The sequence below is a fragment of the Bradyrhizobium prioriisuperbiae genome, assembly GCF_032397745.1.
Classification (GTDB): domain Bacteria; phylum Pseudomonadota; class Alphaproteobacteria; order Rhizobiales; family Xanthobacteraceae; genus Bradyrhizobium_A; species Bradyrhizobium_A prioriisuperbiae.
Genome location: NZ_CP135921.1, coordinates 1386483 through 1404846 on the forward strand (window position 1 = coordinate 1386483; position 18364 = coordinate 1404846).

The 18364-nt window shown below is 65.9% G+C and carries 15 protein-coding genes; 5 read left to right on the forward strand and 10 right to left on the reverse strand.

Annotation, left to right across the window (positions count from 1 at the left end):
• The first annotated feature begins 71 nt into the window (after nucleotides 1-71).
• The 3 genes from RS897_RS06485 (at nucleotide 72) to RS897_RS06495 (ending at nucleotide 5363) form a co-directional block, all read left to right on the forward strand.
• Nucleotides 72-3434: a tetratricopeptide repeat protein gene (locus RS897_RS06485; RefSeq protein WP_315835762.1), complete on the forward strand. Its 3363-nt coding sequence runs from the start codon at nucleotides 72-74 to the stop codon at nucleotides 3432-3434.
• A 214-nt stretch (nucleotides 3435-3648) separates the two neighbouring features.
• Nucleotides 3649-4575 carry a sulfite exporter TauE/SafE family protein gene (locus RS897_RS06490; RefSeq protein ID WP_315835763.1) on the forward strand — a complete coding sequence of 309 codons (927 nt, stop codon included), beginning with the start codon at nucleotides 3649-3651 and terminating at the stop codon, nucleotides 4573-4575.
• Nucleotides 4572-5363, forward strand: a complete 792-nt coding sequence (locus RS897_RS06495; RefSeq protein WP_315835764.1) for a TIGR02186 family protein — start codon at nucleotides 4572-4574, stop codon at nucleotides 5361-5363. Before RS897_RS06490 ends, RS897_RS06495 begins: the two co-directional genes overlap by 4 nt.
• A gap of 142 nt (nucleotides 5364-5505) precedes the next feature.
• Here RS897_RS06495 and RS897_RS06500 read toward each other — a convergent pair whose 3' ends face one another.
• From RS897_RS06500 to RS897_RS06510, 3 genes are all read right to left on the reverse strand, one after another.
• On the reverse strand, nucleotides 5506-6336 hold the full coding sequence (locus RS897_RS06500) for an IclR family transcriptional regulator (protein WP_315838541.1): 831 nt from the start codon (nucleotides 6334-6336) through the stop codon (nucleotides 5506-5508).
• 86 nt (nucleotides 6337-6422) lie between these two features.
• Nucleotides 6423-7205 (reverse strand): MBL fold metallo-hydrolase, encoded by a 783-nt coding sequence (locus tag RS897_RS06505; protein WP_315835765.1) that lies wholly within the window; start codon nucleotides 7203-7205, stop codon nucleotides 6423-6425.
• Nucleotides 7202-8146 carry a DMT family transporter gene (locus tag RS897_RS06510; protein ID WP_315835766.1) on the reverse strand — a complete coding sequence of 315 codons (945 nt, stop codon included), beginning with the start codon at nucleotides 8144-8146 and terminating at the stop codon, nucleotides 7202-7204. Before RS897_RS06510 ends, RS897_RS06505 begins: the two co-directional genes overlap by 4 nt.
• Before the next feature lie 97 nt (nucleotides 8147-8243).
• On the opposite strand from RS897_RS06510, the gene RS897_RS06515 reads away from it, so the two are divergent.
• Nucleotides 8244-9107, forward strand: a complete 864-nt coding sequence (locus tag RS897_RS06515; RefSeq protein ID WP_315835767.1) for a LysR family transcriptional regulator — start codon at nucleotides 8244-8246, stop codon at nucleotides 9105-9107.
• Between the two features lie 68 nt (nucleotides 9108-9175).
• Here RS897_RS06515 and RS897_RS06520 read toward each other — a convergent pair whose 3' ends face one another.
• From RS897_RS06520 to RS897_RS06540, 5 genes are all read right to left on the reverse strand, one after another.
• The gene (locus RS897_RS06520; RefSeq protein WP_315835768.1) at nucleotides 9176-9949 is read right to left on the reverse strand and encodes an ABC transporter permease; all 774 of its coding nucleotides are present in this window, start codon (nucleotides 9947-9949) and stop codon (nucleotides 9176-9178) included.
• 17 nt (nucleotides 9950-9966) lie between these two features.
• On the reverse strand, nucleotides 9967-10833 hold the full coding sequence (locus RS897_RS06525) for an ABC transporter permease (RefSeq protein ID WP_315835769.1): 867 nt from the start codon (nucleotides 10831-10833) through the stop codon (nucleotides 9967-9969).
• Nucleotides 10830-11897, reverse strand: a complete 1068-nt coding sequence (locus tag RS897_RS06530) for an ABC transporter ATP-binding protein (protein WP_315835770.1) — start codon at nucleotides 11895-11897, stop codon at nucleotides 10830-10832. Before RS897_RS06530 ends, RS897_RS06525 begins: the two co-directional genes overlap by 4 nt.
• 29 nt (nucleotides 11898-11926) lie before the next feature.
• Complete coding sequence (locus RS897_RS06535) at nucleotides 11927-12976, reverse strand: ABC transporter substrate-binding protein (protein ID WP_315835771.1); 1050 nt, start codon at nucleotides 12974-12976, stop codon at nucleotides 11927-11929.
• A gap of 77 nt (nucleotides 12977-13053) precedes the next feature.
• Nucleotides 13054-14034 carry an isopenicillin N synthase family dioxygenase gene (locus RS897_RS06540; RefSeq protein ID WP_315835772.1) on the reverse strand — a complete coding sequence of 327 codons (981 nt, stop codon included), beginning with the start codon at nucleotides 14032-14034 and terminating at the stop codon, nucleotides 13054-13056.
• 119 nt (nucleotides 14035-14153) lie between these two features.
• Between RS897_RS06540 and RS897_RS06545 the strand changes: the two genes are divergently transcribed.
• Nucleotides 14154-14864 (forward strand): GntR family transcriptional regulator, encoded by a 711-nt coding sequence (locus tag RS897_RS06545; protein ID WP_315835773.1) that lies wholly within the window; start codon nucleotides 14154-14156, stop codon nucleotides 14862-14864.
• Nucleotides 14865-14871: 7 nt separating this feature from the next.
• On the opposite strand, the gene pdeM is transcribed toward RS897_RS06545, so the two are convergent.
• Both pdeM and RS897_RS06555 read right to left on the reverse strand, forming a co-directional pair.
• Complete coding sequence (pdeM, locus tag RS897_RS06550) at nucleotides 14872-15576, reverse strand: ligase-associated DNA damage response endonuclease PdeM (RefSeq protein WP_315835774.1); 705 nt, start codon at nucleotides 15574-15576, stop codon at nucleotides 14872-14874.
• Between the two features lie 6 nt (nucleotides 15577-15582).
• Nucleotides 15583-18132 (reverse strand): ligase-associated DNA damage response DEXH box helicase, encoded by a 2550-nt coding sequence (locus RS897_RS06555; RefSeq protein WP_315835775.1) that lies wholly within the window; start codon nucleotides 18130-18132, stop codon nucleotides 15583-15585.
• Nucleotides 18133-18364 lie beyond the last annotated feature (232 nt).

Consider the following 18364-nt stretch of genomic DNA (forward strand, 5'->3'; position numbering starts at 1 on the left):
AAAGACGACGCAGCGAGGCTGAAGGCGCCGAGAGGGCGCCGGGGACACCGGACCAGAGGCCGGACTTGGGCATGACATCGCGCGTATCGTGGAGCGTTGAAGGGATCGAGCCGTCCGTCCGCGACCGGGCCGAGGCTGCGGCGCAGCGCGCCGGTATGTCATTGAACGACTGGCTCGATGTCACCCTGGGCGAACAGGCCCCGAAATCGCGCAACGTCGCCGATGTCGCCGAAATTCACGATCGTCTCGATTCGATCACCCGCCAGATCGAACGCATGTCGCAGACCGTCCCGCCGAAGCGCGAGGGCACCGGAGTCGCGCGCCAGCTCAATGACGCCATTTCACGGCTCGACGCGCGGCTGTCGCAGATCGCACAGCCCGCTCCCACTGCGACGCCTTTGCCGCCGCGACCGACTCCCGCGCCGCAGGCCGCGGCAGCACCGCCGCCACAGCGCCCCGCACCGCAGCCGGAACCTGCCCCGGTGTATCGCGAGACGCCGACCACAATCCCCGAACTGCTCGATTTCGACATCGCCGAGATCGTCGCCCGCCAGAACGAGCTCAACAGCGAGAGCCCGCGGCGGACGATGCAGTCGGCTCCGTCGATGGCCTCGCCGGCGCCGGCCGCTGCCGCGCCGGACCTCTCGGGCTTCGAAAAGCAGCTGCAGTATCTCACCAGCCAGATCGAGAGCCTGCGGCGGCCCGACGGCGTCGACCAGGCGATCGCGGCCTTCCGCAGCGAGCTTGCGGAGATGCGCCAGATCATCACCGAGGCGTTGCCGCGGCGCGCGCTCGAATCGCTGGAAAACGAGATCCGCGCGGTGGCGCAGCGGATCGACGAAAGCCGGCAGAGCGGTGTCGACGGCAATGCGCTGCAGAGCATCGAACAGGCGCTGCGCGATATCCACACCACTTTGTTCAAGCTGACGCCGGCCGAACATCTGGCGGGCTTCGATGAAGCCATCCGCAATCTCGGCGACAAGATCGACACGCTGATGCGCACCAACCCGGATACGGGCGCGATGCAGCAGCTTGAAGGCGCGATCGGCGCGTTGCGCACCATCGTCTCCAACGTCGCCTCCAATGAGGCGCTCGCGCGCCTGAGTGACGACGTCCAGATGCTGGCGTCCAAGGTCGACCAGGTGTCGCACACGGACGGTTTTTCCGGCTCGCTGGCGGCGCTGGAGCAGCGCATCGCGCAACTGACCAGCACACTGGAAAACCGCGAGCGGCCGGGCGACGATACCGGTCACCTGGAAGCGGCGGTGCGGATGCTGTCCGACCGCATCGACCATCTGCAGGTCGGCAGCGAACCCGCGGCGGCGTTCGCCCATGTCGAACAGCGCGTCGTGCAATTGCTCGAGCGGCTCGATGCGGTCGACGCACGCACCGCGAATTTCGGCCGCGTCGAGGACGGCCTGTCGGATATCCTGCGCCATCTCGAACACCAGCGCATCAACATCGCCGCCTTCAACGAGACCCGCGGCCCGCCATCAGGGATGGACCAGGACGCCGTCGGCGCGATCCGGCGCGAACTCTCCGATATCCGTCACAACCAGACCGAAACCGATCGCGCGACCCAGGACGCCTTGGAGAGCGTGCACAACACGCTGGGCCATGTCGTCGACCGGCTGGCGATGATCGAGGGCGATCTGCGCGACACCCGCACCACCAGGCCTGCGCCGCAAGACAGGCCGCAGCCGGCGCCCGTTGCGCCGTCGCTGGCGCCCGTGATCTCGTCGACGGCGATATCGGCGCCGATGCCGGCCCCGGCGCGCCCGTTCGCACCTTCGGCCGCGCCGCCGCGCCCCAATTTGCCCAATCCGGTCGCGGCGCAAGCCGCGACACCCCGGCCTGCCCCGAACGCGCCGCCGATCGCGATCCAGGAGATTCTCGCAGCCGCGTCAGCTCCGGACAGGACATCGGTTCCACCGATCCCGACCGCCGAACGCGGCCAGGGCGCCACGCGCTTGCCGATCGATCCCGACCTGCCGCCGGATACGCCGCTCGAACCCGGGACCCGCCCGCAGGATCGCATCACTGTGACGGCAACGCCGTCACAGCGCATCGCCGCGTCGGAAGAGGTCTTGAGCGAAATTCCGCAGGCGGCGCGCGAAGCCGCCAGCACATCGAGCTTCATCGCAGCCGCCCGCCGTGCCGCACAGGCGGCGGCGAATCCGGCCAAGGACCAGACCAAGAATTCAGCCAGGGAAAAGCCCGGGCGGGTGGCCGCGCTCGACAATGCGGCCCGCACCACTGCGCAAGCCACCAAGGGCGAATCCAAGATCGCATCCCGTATCAGGTCGCTGCTGGTCGGCGCCAGCGTCGTCGTCATCATGCTCAGCGGATTCCGCCTGGCCATGACGATGTTCGACAATGGCGATGCGCCGTCAGCCGCGATCGAGAAATCCGTCGAGAAGCCGGCGGAGAAATCCAGCGAAGCGTCACCGCTGGCGCTGCCGACCACCGGCCGCAGCGCGCAGGCCGCGCCGCCCGTGCTGACACTGCCATCGGTCACGTCACCAACGCCGATCGATCGCCAGGTCGCACCCGCGCCGGCCGCGTCCGCGATGTCGCCCGTTCCGGACAGCGGAGCGGCCGTGGCCGCCCCCACCGAGACCAGATCCACCGCGCCCGACATCACCGGCTCGATCCCCGGCCCGCAATCCAACGCGGCCAAGGCCTACGCTCCGGTCTCGCTGGTGCCGATCTCCGAACCATTGCCCGACGCGATCGGCGGACAGGTGCTGCGGGCGGCGGCGCTGAAGGGCGATCCGGCGGCCGCCTATGAAGTCGGCGTGCGTTACGCCGAAGGCAAGGGCGTGCCGGTCAACTACGACGAAGCCTCCAAATGGTACGACCGCGCCGCGGACGGCGGGATCGTGCCGGCGATGTTCCGGCTCGGTACGCTGTATGAAAAGGGCCTTGGCGGCAAAAAGGATGTCGATGCGGCGCGCCGCTATTACATCCGCGCGGCGGAGGGCGGCAACGCCAAGGCGATGCACAATCTCGCGGTGCTCGATGCCGACGGCGGCAACAAGGGTCCGAACTACAAGAGCGCGTCGCTCTGGTTCCGCAAGGCCGCCGATCATGGCGTCGCCGACAGCCAGTTCAATCTCGGCATCCTGTATGCCCGCGGCATCGGCGTCGAGCAGAACCTCGCGGAATCCTACAAGTGGTTCAGCCTGGCCGCCTCCCAGGGCGATGCCGACTCCAGCCGCAAGCGCGACGATGTCGCGCGGCGTCTCGACGCGCAGTCGCTGGCCGCAGCCAAGCTCGCGCTGCAGACCTTCACCCCCGAAAAGCAGCCGGACAGCGCCATCAACGTCATCGCGCCCGCCGGAGGCTGGGATGCCGCTGCCGCGCCCGCCGCACCCGCAGCCAAGCGCGCCATCAAGCCGGCCAACCGGCAGAACGTATCGGCGGCGCGTTAACCACCCGACCAGACGCTGTCAGACGGACTGCCGCGCACTTGCGGAATCTTTAATCGCGCCTGCTATCGATTTCGGTTAAGCAAAGCCGCACCGATTGCGACGTGCTCCTAAAGACGTGCTCCTCAAGACTTGCTCCTAAAAGACTTGCTCCTAAAAGACTTGCTCCTAAAAGACTTGCTCCTAAAAGACTTGCGCCAGACCCGAGCGACCCCGCGTGCAGATTTACCTTCCAATCGCCGACATCCCGGTGAACATGTTCCTCATCCTGGCGATGGGGATGGCGGTTGGGTTCGTCTCCGGCATGTTCGGCATCGGCGGCGGCTTCCTGATGACGCCGCTGCTGATTTTCGTCGGCATCTCGCCGGCGGTGGCGGTGGCGTCGGTCTCCAGCCACATCGCAGCCTCGTCGTTCTCCGGTGCGATCTCCTACTGGCGCCGGCGCGCCATCGATCCGGCATTGGCCGCAGTGTTGTTATGCGGCGGCGTGATCGGCACCGCGCTCGGGGTGTGGCTGTTCACCGTGATGCGCTCACTCGGCCAGCTCGATCTGATGATCGCACTGTCCTATGTCGTGCTGCTGTCGGGGGTCGGCGGACTGATGCTGTGGGAAGGCCTCGGCGCGATGCGGCGGGCGCGGCGCGGCGAGACCGTGACGCTGCGGCGTTCCGGCAGCCATGGCTGGATCCATGGACTGCCGCTGAAAATGCGCTTCAAACGGTCGAAGATCTATCTGTCGGTGCTTCCGATCGTCGCCGTTGGCCTCTTGATCGGCTTTGTCGGCGCCGTGATGGGCATCGGCGGCGCCTTCCTGCTGATCCCGATCATGATCTATTTGCTGCGGGTGCCCACCGGGACGGTGATCGGCACCGCCCAGGTGCTGACGCTGGCGACCATGGCGATCGCCACGCTGCTGCATGCCCTGACCAATCATCTGGTCGATGCCCTGCTGGCCCTGATCCTGATGGTCGGCGGCGTCACCGGCGCCCAGTTCGGTGCGCGAGCCGGGCAGCGCATCCGCGGCGAACACCTGCGGGTGCTGCTCGGCCTTCTGATCCTGTCGGTCGGCGTCCGCTTCGCCATCGAACTGGTGATCCGTCCGGAAGACCTGTTCACCATCCGCGATATCGGAACCAGCCCATGAGGGCGCGCGCACCATTCGCGTGGCTCGGGGCGGCGCTGGTGCTGGGGGCCAGCCTGCTGCCGGGAGTGGTGCGCGCCGAGCGGCTGATCGTCTCGGTCTCGAACCACCGCGTCACCGTGACGCCGAACTATTCCGGCGAGGAGCTGGTGCTGTTCGGCTCGGTCGAGCGCGACGCCAGCACGCCGCCGGACCGCACCAGCTATGACCTCGTGGTGACGGTCAGCGGCCCCCGGGTCGATCTCGTGACCCGGCGCAAGGAGCGCAAGTTCGGTATCTGGGTCAATGTCGACTCCCGGCAGTTCCTCAAGGTGCCATCCTATCTTGCTGTGTTCGCCAATCGTCCGTTCGACGCGATGGCGGCGCCGGACCTGCAGCGCCGCCTGCAGCTCGGCCTCAACTACGTGCTGCTGACCCAGCGCGTCGGACCGGACTATGCCGACGTGGTGGCGAGCGATCCGTTTCGCAGCGCCTTCGTGCGGCTGCGGTCCGAACACGGGCTCTATCGCGAGGAAACCAGCGCGGTGACCTTCCTCACCCCGACGCTGTTCCGCACCAGCATCCCGCTGCCCGCCGAAGTGCCGATCGGCAGCTACGATGTCGAAATCAAGCTCTTGGCAAACGGCGCGCTGGTGACCAAGACCGACACGGCGTTCGAAATCGTCAAAGTCGGCTTCGAACAGTTCGTCGCCAATTCGGCCCGGCAGGAGCCGCTGCTTTACGGCCTGGCGACTGTGATGATGGCACTGATGACGGGATGGCTGGCCTCGGTCGTGTTCCGCCGCGACTGAACCGGCATGCTTCAGAACAGCAGCGCGCCCGCGGCCATCGCGAGCACGCACAGCGCCATCGTCGCCGTCATGTCCACCTCGCGCTTCCCTGAACAACGCCGCGATATGGCAGCTGTTCCGTAAGGACGCGCGGTCGGCGGCTTCAGTCGGCGTGCTGCAGAGACATTTCCTGGCCGTTGCGATGCTGGAGCACGACATCCGGCAATGTCGACAGGCGATGACGCCAGCCTAGGCTGCTGGAAATGGCCGCGGCGGTCGCGGCGACCTCCGGCATCAGCGCCCGCATCCGCTCTTGCGGCAGGTACTGGACCGCGGAGGCGACGCTGATCGCGGCAATGATGCTGCGCCCCGCGTCACGGATCGGCGCGGCGATGCAATGGATTCCGATCTCGTTCTCTTCGATGTCCAGCGCAACGGACTGCGCCACATAGTCGTGCATCTCGCGGCGATAGACATCCCAGGGACGCGGCGTGCCGCGATTGGAGGTATGCGCAATGCCGGTCTCGTACATGGCCAGCCATTGCGGCTCGGTCATATCGAGCATCAGGGCCTTGCCCACGCCGGTCAGCGCCATCGGCATGCGATGGCCGATGCGCGAGCGCATTTCGAGGCCGCGCTGGCCCGGAATCTTTTCGACATAGAGGACTTCGACACCCTCGGCCACGCACAGGTGCACGGTGTCCTGGGTCCGGGCGGCCAAAAGCTCCAGGTGGGGACGGGCAAGTTTGGCGAGCGGCACCTGCTCGCGCGCCGTGAAACCCAGTTCGATCAGCTTGGCGCCGAGGGTGTAGCGATCATCGGCGCTGCGCAGATAACCGGCCTTCACCAGGGCGGCGGCCAGGCGCTGGGTGGTGCTGCGGCTGAAGCCGAGGGTTCGGCTCAAGGCGGGCAGATCCGGCACGCCGGACGCCACCGCTTCCACCACGGCGAGACCACGGAACAGCGTTTGTGTGCCAGCCGTACTCTCGATCATCACGATGGTCCTCCCTGTCGGTTTCGGCGGAGGATATGACCATCTTGGATCAAGTCAATATATAAGCTTTTATCCCATATAATGGGTTAATTGATGAGAGTAGGAACCCCGGGCGCGAGAATCCGCAGGCGATCGGCGAAACCGAGTGCCTTGAACGAGACGTCGAGATCGTTGCCGGTCTGCTTGAAATGCGCCCAGCTGTCGTAATGCACCGGCACGATGAGCGCGTCGGGAAAGGCCCGCGCGGTCTCGATCGCATCGTTGGTGTCCATGGTCAGATGGAACGGCCCGCGGGTTTGCGCCGCGCCCGCAAACGGCATCACCACGCCGGCCTGGAAACGCCGGGCCACGTCGGCGACGCCATCGTACCAGACCGTGTCGCCGGTGATGTAAATCGGCTTTTGGATCGGCTTGTGCGTCCCGTCATCGAACGACAGCACGAAGCCGATGACGTCGCCTGAGAGCGGCTCGATGCCTGCGGGCCCATGCCGGGCCGGCGTTGCGGTGACCCGCAGCCGGCGGCCGTCATGCCCAGTCAATTCCGTGCTGGCCCAGGGCGCGAAGCCTTCGGCCTTGCCGCCTAATCGCTTGGCGCCGGCAACGGTGGTCAGCACGCGCGACGCTTTGGCCAGGAAATCGCGGCCGGAGTGATCGAGATTGTCGCTGTGCTGGTCGTGGCTCAGCAGCACGGCATCGACCGGTCCCACCTGATCGGCGCTCAATGCCGGCCCTGCTGTCTTGGTCAGGGTCACGTGCGGCAGCTTGTAATCGCCGGGCTGATCGAAGGTCGGATCGGTGAGAAGACGAAAGCCACCGACTTCGATCAGCGCCGTCGGGCCGCCGATCAGGGTGATGCGCAGCTGGCTCATGTGTGGGCTCCTTCCGTCGTCGGGCTCTTCAGCGTGACGGTGGATTTGGCCGGGCGTGTGACGAGATAGACGCCAAGCGCCACCGGGATGATGCCCAGAAGATCGCGGGTCGCGACATGCTCGCCGAGAATCATCCAGCCGAACAGCATGCCCAGCGGCGGCATCACGAAATGCCAGGCGCTGGCGGCGGTCGCACCGAACACGGTGAGCATGTGAAACCAGAGCAGATAACCCAGGATCGAGCCCAGCAGGACAAGGAACGCCAGCGCCGCAAACAAACGCCCGCTCGGGACGATCTCGCTGACGTCGGCGAACAGATATGCGAACGGCACCAGCGCGAGGCCGCCGGAGAGGTTCTGCACGCCGTTGCCGATCCACAGGCTGCCCTTCGGAGCCAGCACCTTGAACAGGATGGTGCCGGCAACGATCGACACCAGTGCGCCGACCGAGAACGCGATTCCGATGCTGCTGTCCGACCCGACCGAAATCCGGTGCGCGACAATCACGGCGACACCGGCCACGCCCAGCAAAAGGCCGATCACCTTGCGCCAGCTCATCTGCTCGCCGAGGAACACGGCCGCCAGCACGGAGGTGAACACCGGATTGGCGCTGACGATCAGCGCACCGAGCCCGGCGGAGATGGTGTGCAGCCCGATATAACCAAGCCCGAGATAGAGCGCGTTGTTGGCAAGGCCGAGAACGGCGAACACCATCACATCGCGTCGTGACAGGTTCCAGCTGTCGCCGCGCAAGACCGCGATCCCCAGAATAAGAGTGCCCGCGATCAGGAAGCGCACGGCCAGAAAAATCAGCGGCGGACAGTCGGTGACCCCGATCTTGCCAGCAACAAAAGAGGCGCTCCAGATCAGGCAGAACAGCATGACATAGAACGGCAGCGGGTTGATCCGGCTGCGGGGAACGGCAAGCGACACGGCGGACATGGGGGTTTCTCCTTCCCCTCCGATGTAGACTTGCGCCTTCACATTTGGAAATTAAATGATAAAATCATAATCAGTGGAAAAACGAATAGGTTGACCCATGTTCGACTTGGACCTGTTGCGCAGCTTCGTTTCCGTCGTCGAGGCTGGGGGGTTCACCCGGGCCGGCGAGCGGGTGAACCGCACCCAATCCACGGTCAGCCAGCAGATCAAGCGCCTGGAGGACGATTTCGGCCGCCCGCTGCTCAACCGGATCGGCAAGCAGGTGACGCCGAATGAAGACGGCGAACGTCTGTTGTCCTACGCCCGGCGAATCCTGGCCTTGGCTGAAGAAGCCCGCGATGTCCTGGGGCGGCCGGAAACCGAGGGCGCGGTGCGCCTCGGCATTCCCGAAGACTTCGCCGCCTACCGGCTGACCAAATTGCTGGCCGGCTTTGCCCGCTCGCGCCCGGGCCTGCGGCTCGATGTGCGCGCCGACCAGAGTGTGTACCTGCGGCGTGACCTCGAACGCGGTGACCTCGATCTCGCGCTGCTCAAACGCGACGCCGGGGAAAAGGGCGGCATCGCGGTGTGGCCGGAACGCGTGCACTGGGTCACCAGCAAGGCCGACCCGATCGACGCGCAGGTCAAATCCGTGCCGCTGATCTTCTTCCCGTCCGGCTGCCTGTATCGCACCCGCGCCATCCATGCCATCGAGACCACCGGCCGCGCCTGGCACATGGCCTACACCAGTTCATCGCTGTCCGGCATCCAGGCCGCGGTCGCCGCGGGACTTGGGCTCAGCATCCTGCCCGAGATTGCGATCCAGCCGGAGCACCGCCTGTTGACGGAGAAAGACGGCTTCGCGCCGATCGACAAGACCGAGATTGCGCTGGTGGCGGCACCCAACGCCAATCCCGCCACGCTGCGACTGGCGGAGACGCTCGCCGAGTACTGCGACGACGTGCAGGCGAAAGCCGCGTAATCGATCACGTTATTCGGGGGCGGCACCGATGAGAAGCCCCTTGTTGGAAAGGATTGGAAAAGGCCGCATCAGAACGCGCGGCGCAATCCGACGGTTCGCTCGACAACAAAGACCACGACCAGGGCGAATACCACGCTGACTGTCGCGGCGGCGGCGGCGGTCGGATCGAAATCATATTTCAGGTAATCAAACAGCGCGAGCGGCAACGTATTGCCGCCGATCGGCTTGAGCAGGAACGACATCGTGAACATGTCGAAGGATACGATGAACGTGAACAGCGCACCGGTGAACAGGCCGGGTCGCAAAAGCGGCAGCACGACGCGCCAGAAGGTCTCGAGTGCGCCGGCGCCGAGACTGCTGGATGCTTCCTCGAGCGTGAGATCGACCTGTTGCAGCGCCGCCGTGACGGCAAGGAACGAGAACGGCAAGGTCACCACGATGTGGCTGACCTGCAGGCCGAACATGCTGCTGCCAAGACCAAGGTGATAGAGGAAGAACAGCAATCCGATCGCCGTGAGGATTTCAGGCAGCAGCATCGGAAGCAGGACCAGAATGCGAAACGGTCCGCGCCAGCGCGCCGACAGGCGACGATAGAACAGCGCCGATGTCACCGCGAGAACAGATACCACGAGCGCACTGACGAGTGCCAGGCGCAGCGACAGCAGCAAGGCCGAGATGAATGTCTCGTCGGAGAAGAACCGCGCATACCATTTCAGCGAGAAGCCTTCGGGCGGGAAACGCAGCACCTGCCCGCCGCTGACGGACGCCAGCACCACGACAATGAGAGGCAACAGCAAAAAGGTGTAGAGCAGCGCCAGCAGCACGCTCCAGAGACACCGCATGGCGCGCTCCATGCCGATCAGCTCCAGCGTGCGACGCGACGCAGCAGCGGCCGCATCGCCAGGGTCAGCACGCCGATTTCGATCAACATGGCGAGACTCAGGGCCATCGCCAGCGCCGCGCCGAACGGCCAGGCAAACGCGCCGATCAATTGTTGAATGACGATCGACGGCATCAGCACGACGTTCTGGCCGCCGAGCAGCGCCGGCGTCACGAAAGCGCTGATCGCAAGCGCGAAGACCAGGGTGACGCCCGCCAGCACGCCCGGCAGGCTCAGCGGCAGAGTCACGCGGCAGAACGTCTCCCACCGCGTCGCACCGAGCGAATGCGACGCCTCCTCCAGCGCCGGGTCGATGTTGCGCAGGGCGTTGGTGATCGGCAGCACCATGAACGGCACGAACACGTGCACCAGACCCAGCACGACGACGGGGAGATTGAACAGCAACCGCAGCGGCTGCTCGATCAGGCCAAGCGCCAGCAGGATCTGGTTCAGCGGCCCGCTGAACGACAGCACGATCATCCAGCCGAAATTGCGCACCAGCACACCGACCAGCAGCGGCGACACCACGCAGGCGTAGAACAGCAGGTACCATCGGTCGCCGACGCGCGCGAGGTGCAGCGCGATCGGATAGGACAGGATCAAAGTGAGCACCGCGATCAGCGTCCCCACCGCAAGCGTATAGCCGAGCACGCCGAGATAGAACGGATCACCGAGCGCCTTGAGATAGTGGGCGAACGTCCAGGCATTGCCATAGGGCGCGCTGGTCGCTGGCGTCCGGAAGCTCATCGCAACCATCTCGCCATAGGGCAGCACCAGAAACACGAACAGCAGCACCAGCACCGGTGCGCCAAGCAGCCACGTGCTCCAAAGCGGGGTCTTTCTCATGGGGCGCCCGCGGCCTTCATCAACCAGGCCTGATCGGGATCGATCGCCAGCGTCAGCGCATCGCCCGGGGCAAGCTGCCGGCGCACCGGCACCTGAAACACCAGCCGCTGGCCATCGGCCGTCAGAACCTCGCAACGCTGGAACGCGCCGACATAGACCAGCGCGTCGAGACGCACCGGCAGGCCAGCCGCATCGGAATCCGCCAGCGTCAGGCTTTCCGGCCGCACCAGCAGGCGACAGTGCGCGCCGACGGCCAGATCGGACGGGCCGCCGGCCAGCACCTCGCCGCCCGCGACCGCAACCCGATAGCGACCGCCCTCGCCCGCGGACATCACGCGCGCCGCAAGCGTGTTGCACTCGCCGGTGAACGCCGCGACGTAGTCATCGACCGGGCGCTGATAGATCTCGCGCGGCGTGCCGACCTGCGCGATCAGGCCCTGCCGCATCACGGCGATGCGGTCCGAGATCGCCATCGCTTCCGCATGGTCGTGCGTCACATAGATGGCGGTGGCGCCTTGCGCCTGCTGCACCTTGCGGATCAGCCAGCGCAGGTCCTGGCGCAGCTGCGCGTCGAGATTGGCGAGCGGCTCGTCAAGCAGCAGCAGCCGCGGCTGGATCACGATCGCCCGCGCAAGCGCGACCCGCTGCTGCTGCCCGCCGCTCAGCTCGCGCGGCAGCCGGTCCTTCAATCCCGACAGCTGCACCATGCCCAGCGCCTCGCCGACCCGGCGCGCCATCTCGTCGCGCGGCACGCGGCGCGACCGCAAGCCATAGCCGACGTTCTCGCTGACCGTCAGATGCGGAAACAGGGCGTAGTTCTGGAACACGACGCCAAAATCGCGCCGCGCCGGCGGCATGGCCAGCACGCTGGCACCGCCGACACTGATGTCGCCTGCATCCGGCGCGATGAAGCCCGCAACGCAGCGCAACGTCGTGGTCTTGCCGCAACCGCTCGGACCGAGCAGCGTGAAGAATTCGCCGGAGGCCACCGACAGGTCGACCCCGGCAATGACCTGCTGATATCCATAGGCCTTGCAAAGGCCGGCGATCTCAAGATGGGCCATCAACCGACCGCATGGCGCGTAGCCGACACTCAGATCTCCTTCGCCCAGCGGTCGAGCATCACCTCGCGATTCCTGGCGACGAACTGCCAGTCGAACGTGAGGATTTTCGAGACGTTGTCGCCGGACACCGGGATCGCAGCCTGCAACTCGTCCGGCACCTTGACCTTGCTGTTCACCGGCGCCGTGAAGAACTCCTTCGCCAGCAGGGTCTGCACCTCGGGACTGAGCATGAAATCGATGTACTTGCAGGAGGCGTCCTTGTCGGCCGCATTGGCGGCGACATTGAAGCTCTGGTCGAACATCAGCACGCCGTCCTGTGGCACCACGATCCCGATCGGCACGCCCTTCTGCTGCAAGGCGACCGCTTCGGCGAAATCGATCGGCGCGATCGCGACCTGGCCCTGGGTGAGCAAAGGCGCCATCGCGCCGCTGAAATCCACCTGCGGGAAGGGTTTCAGCTCGGCGAGCTTCTTGAACCCGGTGTCGAGATCAAGCTCGTCCTTGCCGAAAAGCTTGCCCGCCAGCATCAGGAACATCACGGCAAGCGAGTTGTTGACCGAATAGAACCCGAGCTGGCCCTTGTATTTCGCGTCCCACAGCTCACGCCACGTCGTTGGCGGCGCCTTGACGAGATCGGTCCGGTAGGCAATGCCGATCGGGGAGACGATGCCGGTGACGGCCGCGTCATTCTTGTAGCGCGCGAGCGGATAGACATCGGCGAGATTGGTGATTTTGGCGGCCGGCATCGGCGCGAGCAGGCCCTCGTCGCGCAGCATGACCGCATAGCGCTCATTCGTCATGAGCACGTCGAAGGGCGACTTGTCCTTTCCGGCGGCGCGGAAGGTGGACACCCAACCGTTGCCCAGGCCGATGTCCAGCTTGACGGGCCGCCCCAGCATCGGCTCGAGCTTCGGCAGCAGTTGCGCGCGCCAGAATTTCTCCCAGCGTCCGCCGTAGGTGTTCACCACATAAGGCGCCCCCTGGGCATGCGCGGCGCGATCGAAGCCGGTCGCGAGGCTGCCCATGGCGGCGGTGCCGGCCAGCCCTGCGAGCATGTGCCGGCGCGTCAACTGAAACATGTCTGGTCCCTCTCAATTCAGCTGGATGTCATGCCCGGCATTTCGGAAACGCCACACGCGAGCCCCGCTGCCGCGGGTCAGCTCGCCTGCTTGCGATAGTCGTAGTTGCGGTTCAGCCGGTCGAGCAGATAGTCGCCATAGCGCACCGCCGGATGGCGTGGTGGATTGTCCGGTCCGACGCAGCTCGGCAGCGCTGATATCATCGCGTCCATATCGGGATCGAAAAAATACGGGCAGGAATAGCGGTCGCCACCGGAGAGGTTGCGCACCAGATGCGGCGTCGACTGCCAGCGACCATTGGTCCAGCGCGCCAGCATGTCGGCGACATTGACCACGAAGCTGCCCGGGATCGGCGTCGCCTGCAGCCAGGTGCCATCCGTGTTGCGCACGGCAAGACCGCCGGACATGTCCTGCAGCAGGATGGTGATGAAGCCGTAGTCGGTGTGCGGCGCGGAGCCAAAGGCCTTGTCGTCGCCGACCGGCTGCGGCGGATAATGCAGCATCCGAAGGAACGTGGTGGGATTGCGGAAATAGCCGTCGAGCGCGTCCGGCGGCATGTCGAGCGCCAGTGCGATGATCCGCAGCAGTTCGGTGCAGAACGCGCGCAGCGCCGCGTCATAGGCCTGCACGTCCTCGCGGAAACCCGGCAGATCGTCCGGCCACTGGTTCGGGCCGTTCATCGGCGAGCCGTAGCGCGCCTCGCCCTCGGACACCTCATGCATCAGCATGAACGACTCGCTGTAGTTCGGCCGGGTGACCTTGGCGACCGATGACGTCTCGATCAGCGAGGTGTTCGGCGCCATGTAGCCGCGGTGGAAGCCGTTGATCTTGATCGCCGCCTTGCGCTCCGCGGACATCGCATGAAAACGCCTGGACGCCGCGAAGACACGGTCCATCAGCGCCTGCGGCACGCCGGTATTGACGAAATAACAGAAGCCGACGCTGCGAAAGGCGCCGTCGATCGCGCTTGCCAGCGAGGCGGCGCGAGACGGGTCGCCGGGTCCACCGCCGAAATCGATGATCGGGAGCTGCGCGGCAGGGGATGGAGCGTCCGTCATGAGCATCTCGCAGTTGCCGAATGCCATTTCCGTGGTGTATTTTGTCGATTGTATCCAAGATTTGAAAGCCGGCAAGCATCCGCACTGCTCAAATTGCGGGCGCGCTTAGGGAGTAGGCCTTGCTGAGATCCGAACGACTGCCGACCGAGTTCGCGACGCCGCTGCCGCTCGGACTGGAGATCGCCCAACGGCTTGAGGCAGAGATCATCCTGCTTCGGCGCGAACCGGGCAGCCGCATCGGCGAAGAAGAGATCAGTGCCCAGTATGGCGTCAGCCGCTCGCCCGTTCGGGAGGCACTCCGCGCCCTGGAGCTGGCTGGACTGGTGCTGCGATCGCCACGCCGCGGCGGGATCGTGGCGCCGCTGTCGATGGACAATCTGGACGCGATCTACGCCTGCCGTGTCCCGCTTGAAGGCCTCGCCGCGGCCGGGGTCGCATCAGCGGCCGACACGCGCACCATCGATGCGCTGCAGGATGCCGTCGACCGCATGGACACCGCGCATCAACGTCACGATGCCGAGGCAGCGTTCTGGGCCAATGCGGCCCTCACCGACCTGCTGCACGACATGTGCGGCAATCCGGTGCTGCGGCGCCTGCTCGACAGCGTGAACAAGCAGGCGCTGCGCTATCGCTATTACGCCTACCGCAACTCCGCGGATTTCGTCGCACTGGCCGTCGCCGACAACGCCGAAATGCTGGCTGCGATTCGTCGTGGGGATGCAGAGGCCGCCCGCACGGCGACCGAGCAGCTGGTGCGCAAGAGCTGGCAAATCGTCCGGAGCCAGCTTGCCGCAACGATCACGCCATTGAAGGGCGATGAAGCCACTTGACCGAGGCTCAATAGCAGCGCGACGCCGCGATCGCATGCAGCCGGGCATCGCCGAGCACATGCGCGGTGAATTCGAGCGAGCGGAAGATCGCGGCAAAGGCGCGGTCGCGGATGCTGAGCCCACCGGCATAGGCGCCGAACGCCGGCATCACCGCCCGCTCGCCATCGCTGGCAAAGCAGCGCCGTTCCACCGCACGGCCACGGGTCGGCACCCGTGCCTTGGGATGCAGGTGCCCCGCGATTTCGCCACGGGCGCCGGTCGGCTGATGGCGGAACACGATCGATCCCAGGCTCAGCTCATCGAGCACCGTGCCGCCGAGATCGGGCGGCAGCGCGGGGTCGTGATTGCCCGAGATCCAGATCCAGTCGCGACCGGCCTGCAGCGCATCGATCGCCTGGCGATCGCCGGCCACGAGGCGCGTATGCGCGTCGCGGTCGTGGAAACTGTCGCCGAGCGCCATCACCCGCCTGGGATTGTAGCGCGCGACTACGCTGGCGAGCCGGGCCAGCGTCGCCGCGGAATCATAGGGCGGCAGCAGCACGCCACGCGCGGCGAAACTCGAGCCCTTTTCCAGATGCAGGTCGGAGACCACCAGCAGGCGCTCCTCGTCCCAGTACAGCGCGCCGGAGACATCGGCGATCAGCGGCGTGCCCGCAACGGTGACAACCGTCGGGGTTTTCCATGTTGCCGCTGAAACTGCCGTGACCGTCACGTTGACCTATTCCATCGCTTCCCGGACGAGATCCTCGGCGGCCTCCGCCAGCAGCTCGTCGGAGGCCTCGCCGTAAACAGCCTCGCGGCCGATTTCCAGCATCACCGGCACCGCCAGGGGAGAGACCTTGTCGAGTTCCCGGTGGGTAATGTGACGCTGGATCCGCAACAACATATCACTGAGTCGGCGCAGATCGAGAAGCCCCGTGGCGGCATCCGCCCGCGCCGCACGCAGCAGCACGTGATCCGCCTGGTGCTTGCGCAGCACGTCATAGACCAGGTCGGTGGAGAACAGCACCTGCCGCCGGCTCTTCTCCTCGCCGGTGAAACGGCGCGGGATCAGCCCCGAAATGATCGCGCAACTGCGGAAGGTGCGCTTCATCAGTGCGGATTCCGCCAGCCACGCCTCGAGATCGTCGCCGAGCATATCCGGATCGAACAGCGTATTGAGATCGATCCGGCCCTGCCGGATCGCCGCCGACATGTCGCCGGCGCTCCAGATCGCCAGCGCATATTCATTGGCGACGAAGCCGAGCGGATGCGAGCGGGCGCGTTCCAGCCGCCGCGTCAGCAGCATGCCCAGTGTCTGGTGCGCCAGCCGGCCTTCGAACGGGTAACAAATCAGGTAATGCTTGCCGCCGCGCGGAAACGTTTCGACCACGAGTTCACGCGGCCCCGGCACCCGCGACAGTTTCGACTGCAGCGACAGCCATTCGCGCACCTGGTCGGGCAGACCGCGCCACGCCCGCGGATCGGCAAGCAGCGATCGCACCCGCTCCGCCAGATAGGTCGACAGCGGAAACTTGCCGCCCATGTAGGACGGCACCTTGGCGTCGGCATTGTTGGCGCGGGAGACGTAGACCTCGTCCTCCATCATCGCCTCGTAACGCACGATCTCGCCGCCGAACACGAAGGTGTCGCCGGGCACGAGACCCTCGATAAAATACTCCTCGATCTCGCCGAGCATGCGCCCGCCGCGCGCGATCGCGCCGGTCGAGCCGCTGCCGCGGTGGCGCGAGCGCATCAGCCGCACCTTCAGCATCTGCTCTTCGACGATGGTGCCGACATTCAGGCGATAACTCTGCCGCACCGCCGGATTGGCCACCCGCCAGCGGCCTTCCTTGTCCTGCCGGATGCGCGCGAAGCGCTCATAACTCTTCAGCGCATACCCGCCGGTGGCAACGAAATCGATGACATCGTCGAAATCCTTGCGCGCCAATTCGGCATAGGGCGCGGCTGCGCGCACTTCGTCGTAGAGCGCATCGGCGAAGAACGGCGCGCCGCAGGCGCAGCCCAGCACATGCTGCGCCAGCACGTCGAGCGCACCGGTGCGCAGCGGCGGCGTATCCTGGGCATTCTCCGCCACCGCATCGATGGCAACACGACACTCCAGCACCTCGAAACGATTGGCCGGCACCAGCACCGCCCGCGACGGCTCGTCGAGGCGGTGATTGGCGCGGCCGATCCGCTGCATCAGCCGCGACGCGCCTTTCGGCGCGCCGACATTGATGACCAGATCGATGTCGCCCCAGTCGATGCCGAGGTCGAGCGACGAGGTGCAGACCACCCCGCGCAATCGTCCCGCCGCCATCGCATCCTCGACCTTGCGGCGCTGCGCCACATCGAGCGAGCCGTGGTGCAGGGCGATCGCAAGATTGTCGTCGTTCATGCGCCAGAGTTCCTGGAACAGCATCTCCGCCTGGCTGCGGGTGTTGACGAACATCAGCGAGGTCTTGTTGCGCTTGATCAGGTCGTAGATCTCGGCCAGCGCATGGCGCGCCGAATGCCCCGCCCACGGCAGCCGCTCGCGGGTGTCCAGCATCTCCACCACCGGCGGCGCACCGCCGTCGGCGATCACAAGATCCGCCATCCGCAGTTCGCCGAACACCTGCGGCACCAAATAGCGGCGCAGCGAGTCCGGCTCCGCAACCGTGGCCGACAATCCCGTGCTCGCGATCTCAGGCGCGAGGCGAAACAGCCGCGCGAGCCCGAGCGAGAGGAGATCGCCGCGCTTCGATGTCACCAGCGCGTGCAACTCATCGAGCACGATTCGCTTCAGCGACGAGAACAGGAATGGCGCGTCGTCGGATGACAGCAGCAGCGCCAGTTGCTCCGGCGTGGTGAGCAGGATGTCGGGCGGATATTTGCGCTGGCGCTGGCGGCGCGACACCGGGGTGTCGCCGGTGCGCGTCTCGACCCGCACGGGCAGGTTCATCTCGGCGATCGGCGCCTCGAGGTTGCGCGCGATGTCGACGGCCAGCGCCTTCAGCGGCGAGATGTACAGTGTGTGCAGCCCTTCGCTGCGGGTGATGCCACGGCCGGTGGAGACGACTTTGCTTTTGTTCGCCGTTCCGCTCAGTTCCACCAGGGTCGGCAGGAAGCCGGCCAGCGTCTTGCCGGCGCCGGTCGGCGCGATCAGCAGGGACGAGCGGCCTTCCCGGGCCTTTTCAAGCAAAGCGAGCTGATGGACGCGCGGCGCCCAGCCGCGCGCGGCGAACCAGCGCGCAAACGTCTCGGGCAATGGCAGCGGGGCGGGTTGGTGATCGAAGAGGTCCACACGGCAAGAGGTAAGCCTTCCGGCGCCCATGGTCGAGAGGGCGAGCGGCTTGGCGGAAACACCACAACAGAAAAGGGCGCACCGCGAAATCTCGCAGCACGCCCTCTCCCTTCAGAAACTCGCTGGTCAAGGCGCTGAGAGACGCCCTTTTTGCCAAGCATTCAAGCTTTATGAGCTAAAGCAGTAAGCTTAGCAGGCGACCCCAGCGAGGTGACAGCGTTTCGGATGAGAC

Excerpts from the sequence above, each read along its gene's own strand:
- RS897_RS06500 (WP_315838541.1), bottom strand. The coding sequence starts at position 6,336 with ATGATCGAGAGTACGGCTGGCACACAAACGCTGTTCCGTGGTCTCGCC.
- RS897_RS06485 (WP_315835762.1), top strand. The coding sequence starts at position 72 with ATGACATCGCGCGTATCGTGGAGCGTTGAAGGGATCGAGCCGTCCGTC.
- RS897_RS06535 (WP_315835771.1), bottom strand. The coding sequence starts at position 12,976 with ATGTTTCAGTTGACGCGCCGGCACATGCTCGCAGGGCTGGCCGGCACC.
- RS897_RS06515 (WP_315835767.1), top strand. The coding sequence starts at position 8,244 with ATGTTCGACTTGGACCTGTTGCGCAGCTTCGTTTCCGTCGTCGAGGCT.
- RS897_RS06510 (WP_315835766.1), bottom strand. The coding sequence starts at position 8,146 with ATGTCCGCCGTGTCGCTTGCCGTTCCCCGCAGCCGGATCAACCCGCTG.
- RS897_RS06495 (WP_315835764.1), top strand. The coding sequence starts at position 4,572 with ATGAGGGCGCGCGCACCATTCGCGTGGCTCGGGGCGGCGCTGGTGCTG.
- RS897_RS06525 (WP_315835769.1), bottom strand. The coding sequence starts at position 10,833 with ATGAGAAAGACCCCGCTTTGGAGCACGTGGCTGCTTGGCGCACCGGTG.
- RS897_RS06505 (WP_315835765.1), bottom strand. The coding sequence starts at position 7,205 with ATGAGCCAGCTGCGCATCACCCTGATCGGCGGCCCGACGGCGCTGATC.
- RS897_RS06530 (WP_315835770.1), bottom strand. The coding sequence starts at position 11,897 with ATGGCCCATCTTGAGATCGCCGGCCTTTGCAAGGCCTATGGATATCAG.
- RS897_RS06540 (WP_315835772.1), bottom strand. The coding sequence starts at position 14,034 with ATGACGGACGCTCCATCCCCTGCCGCGCAGCTCCCGATCATCGATTTC.
- RS897_RS06520 (WP_315835768.1), bottom strand. The coding sequence starts at position 9,949 with ATGCGGTGTCTCTGGAGCGTGCTGCTGGCGCTGCTCTACACCTTTTTG.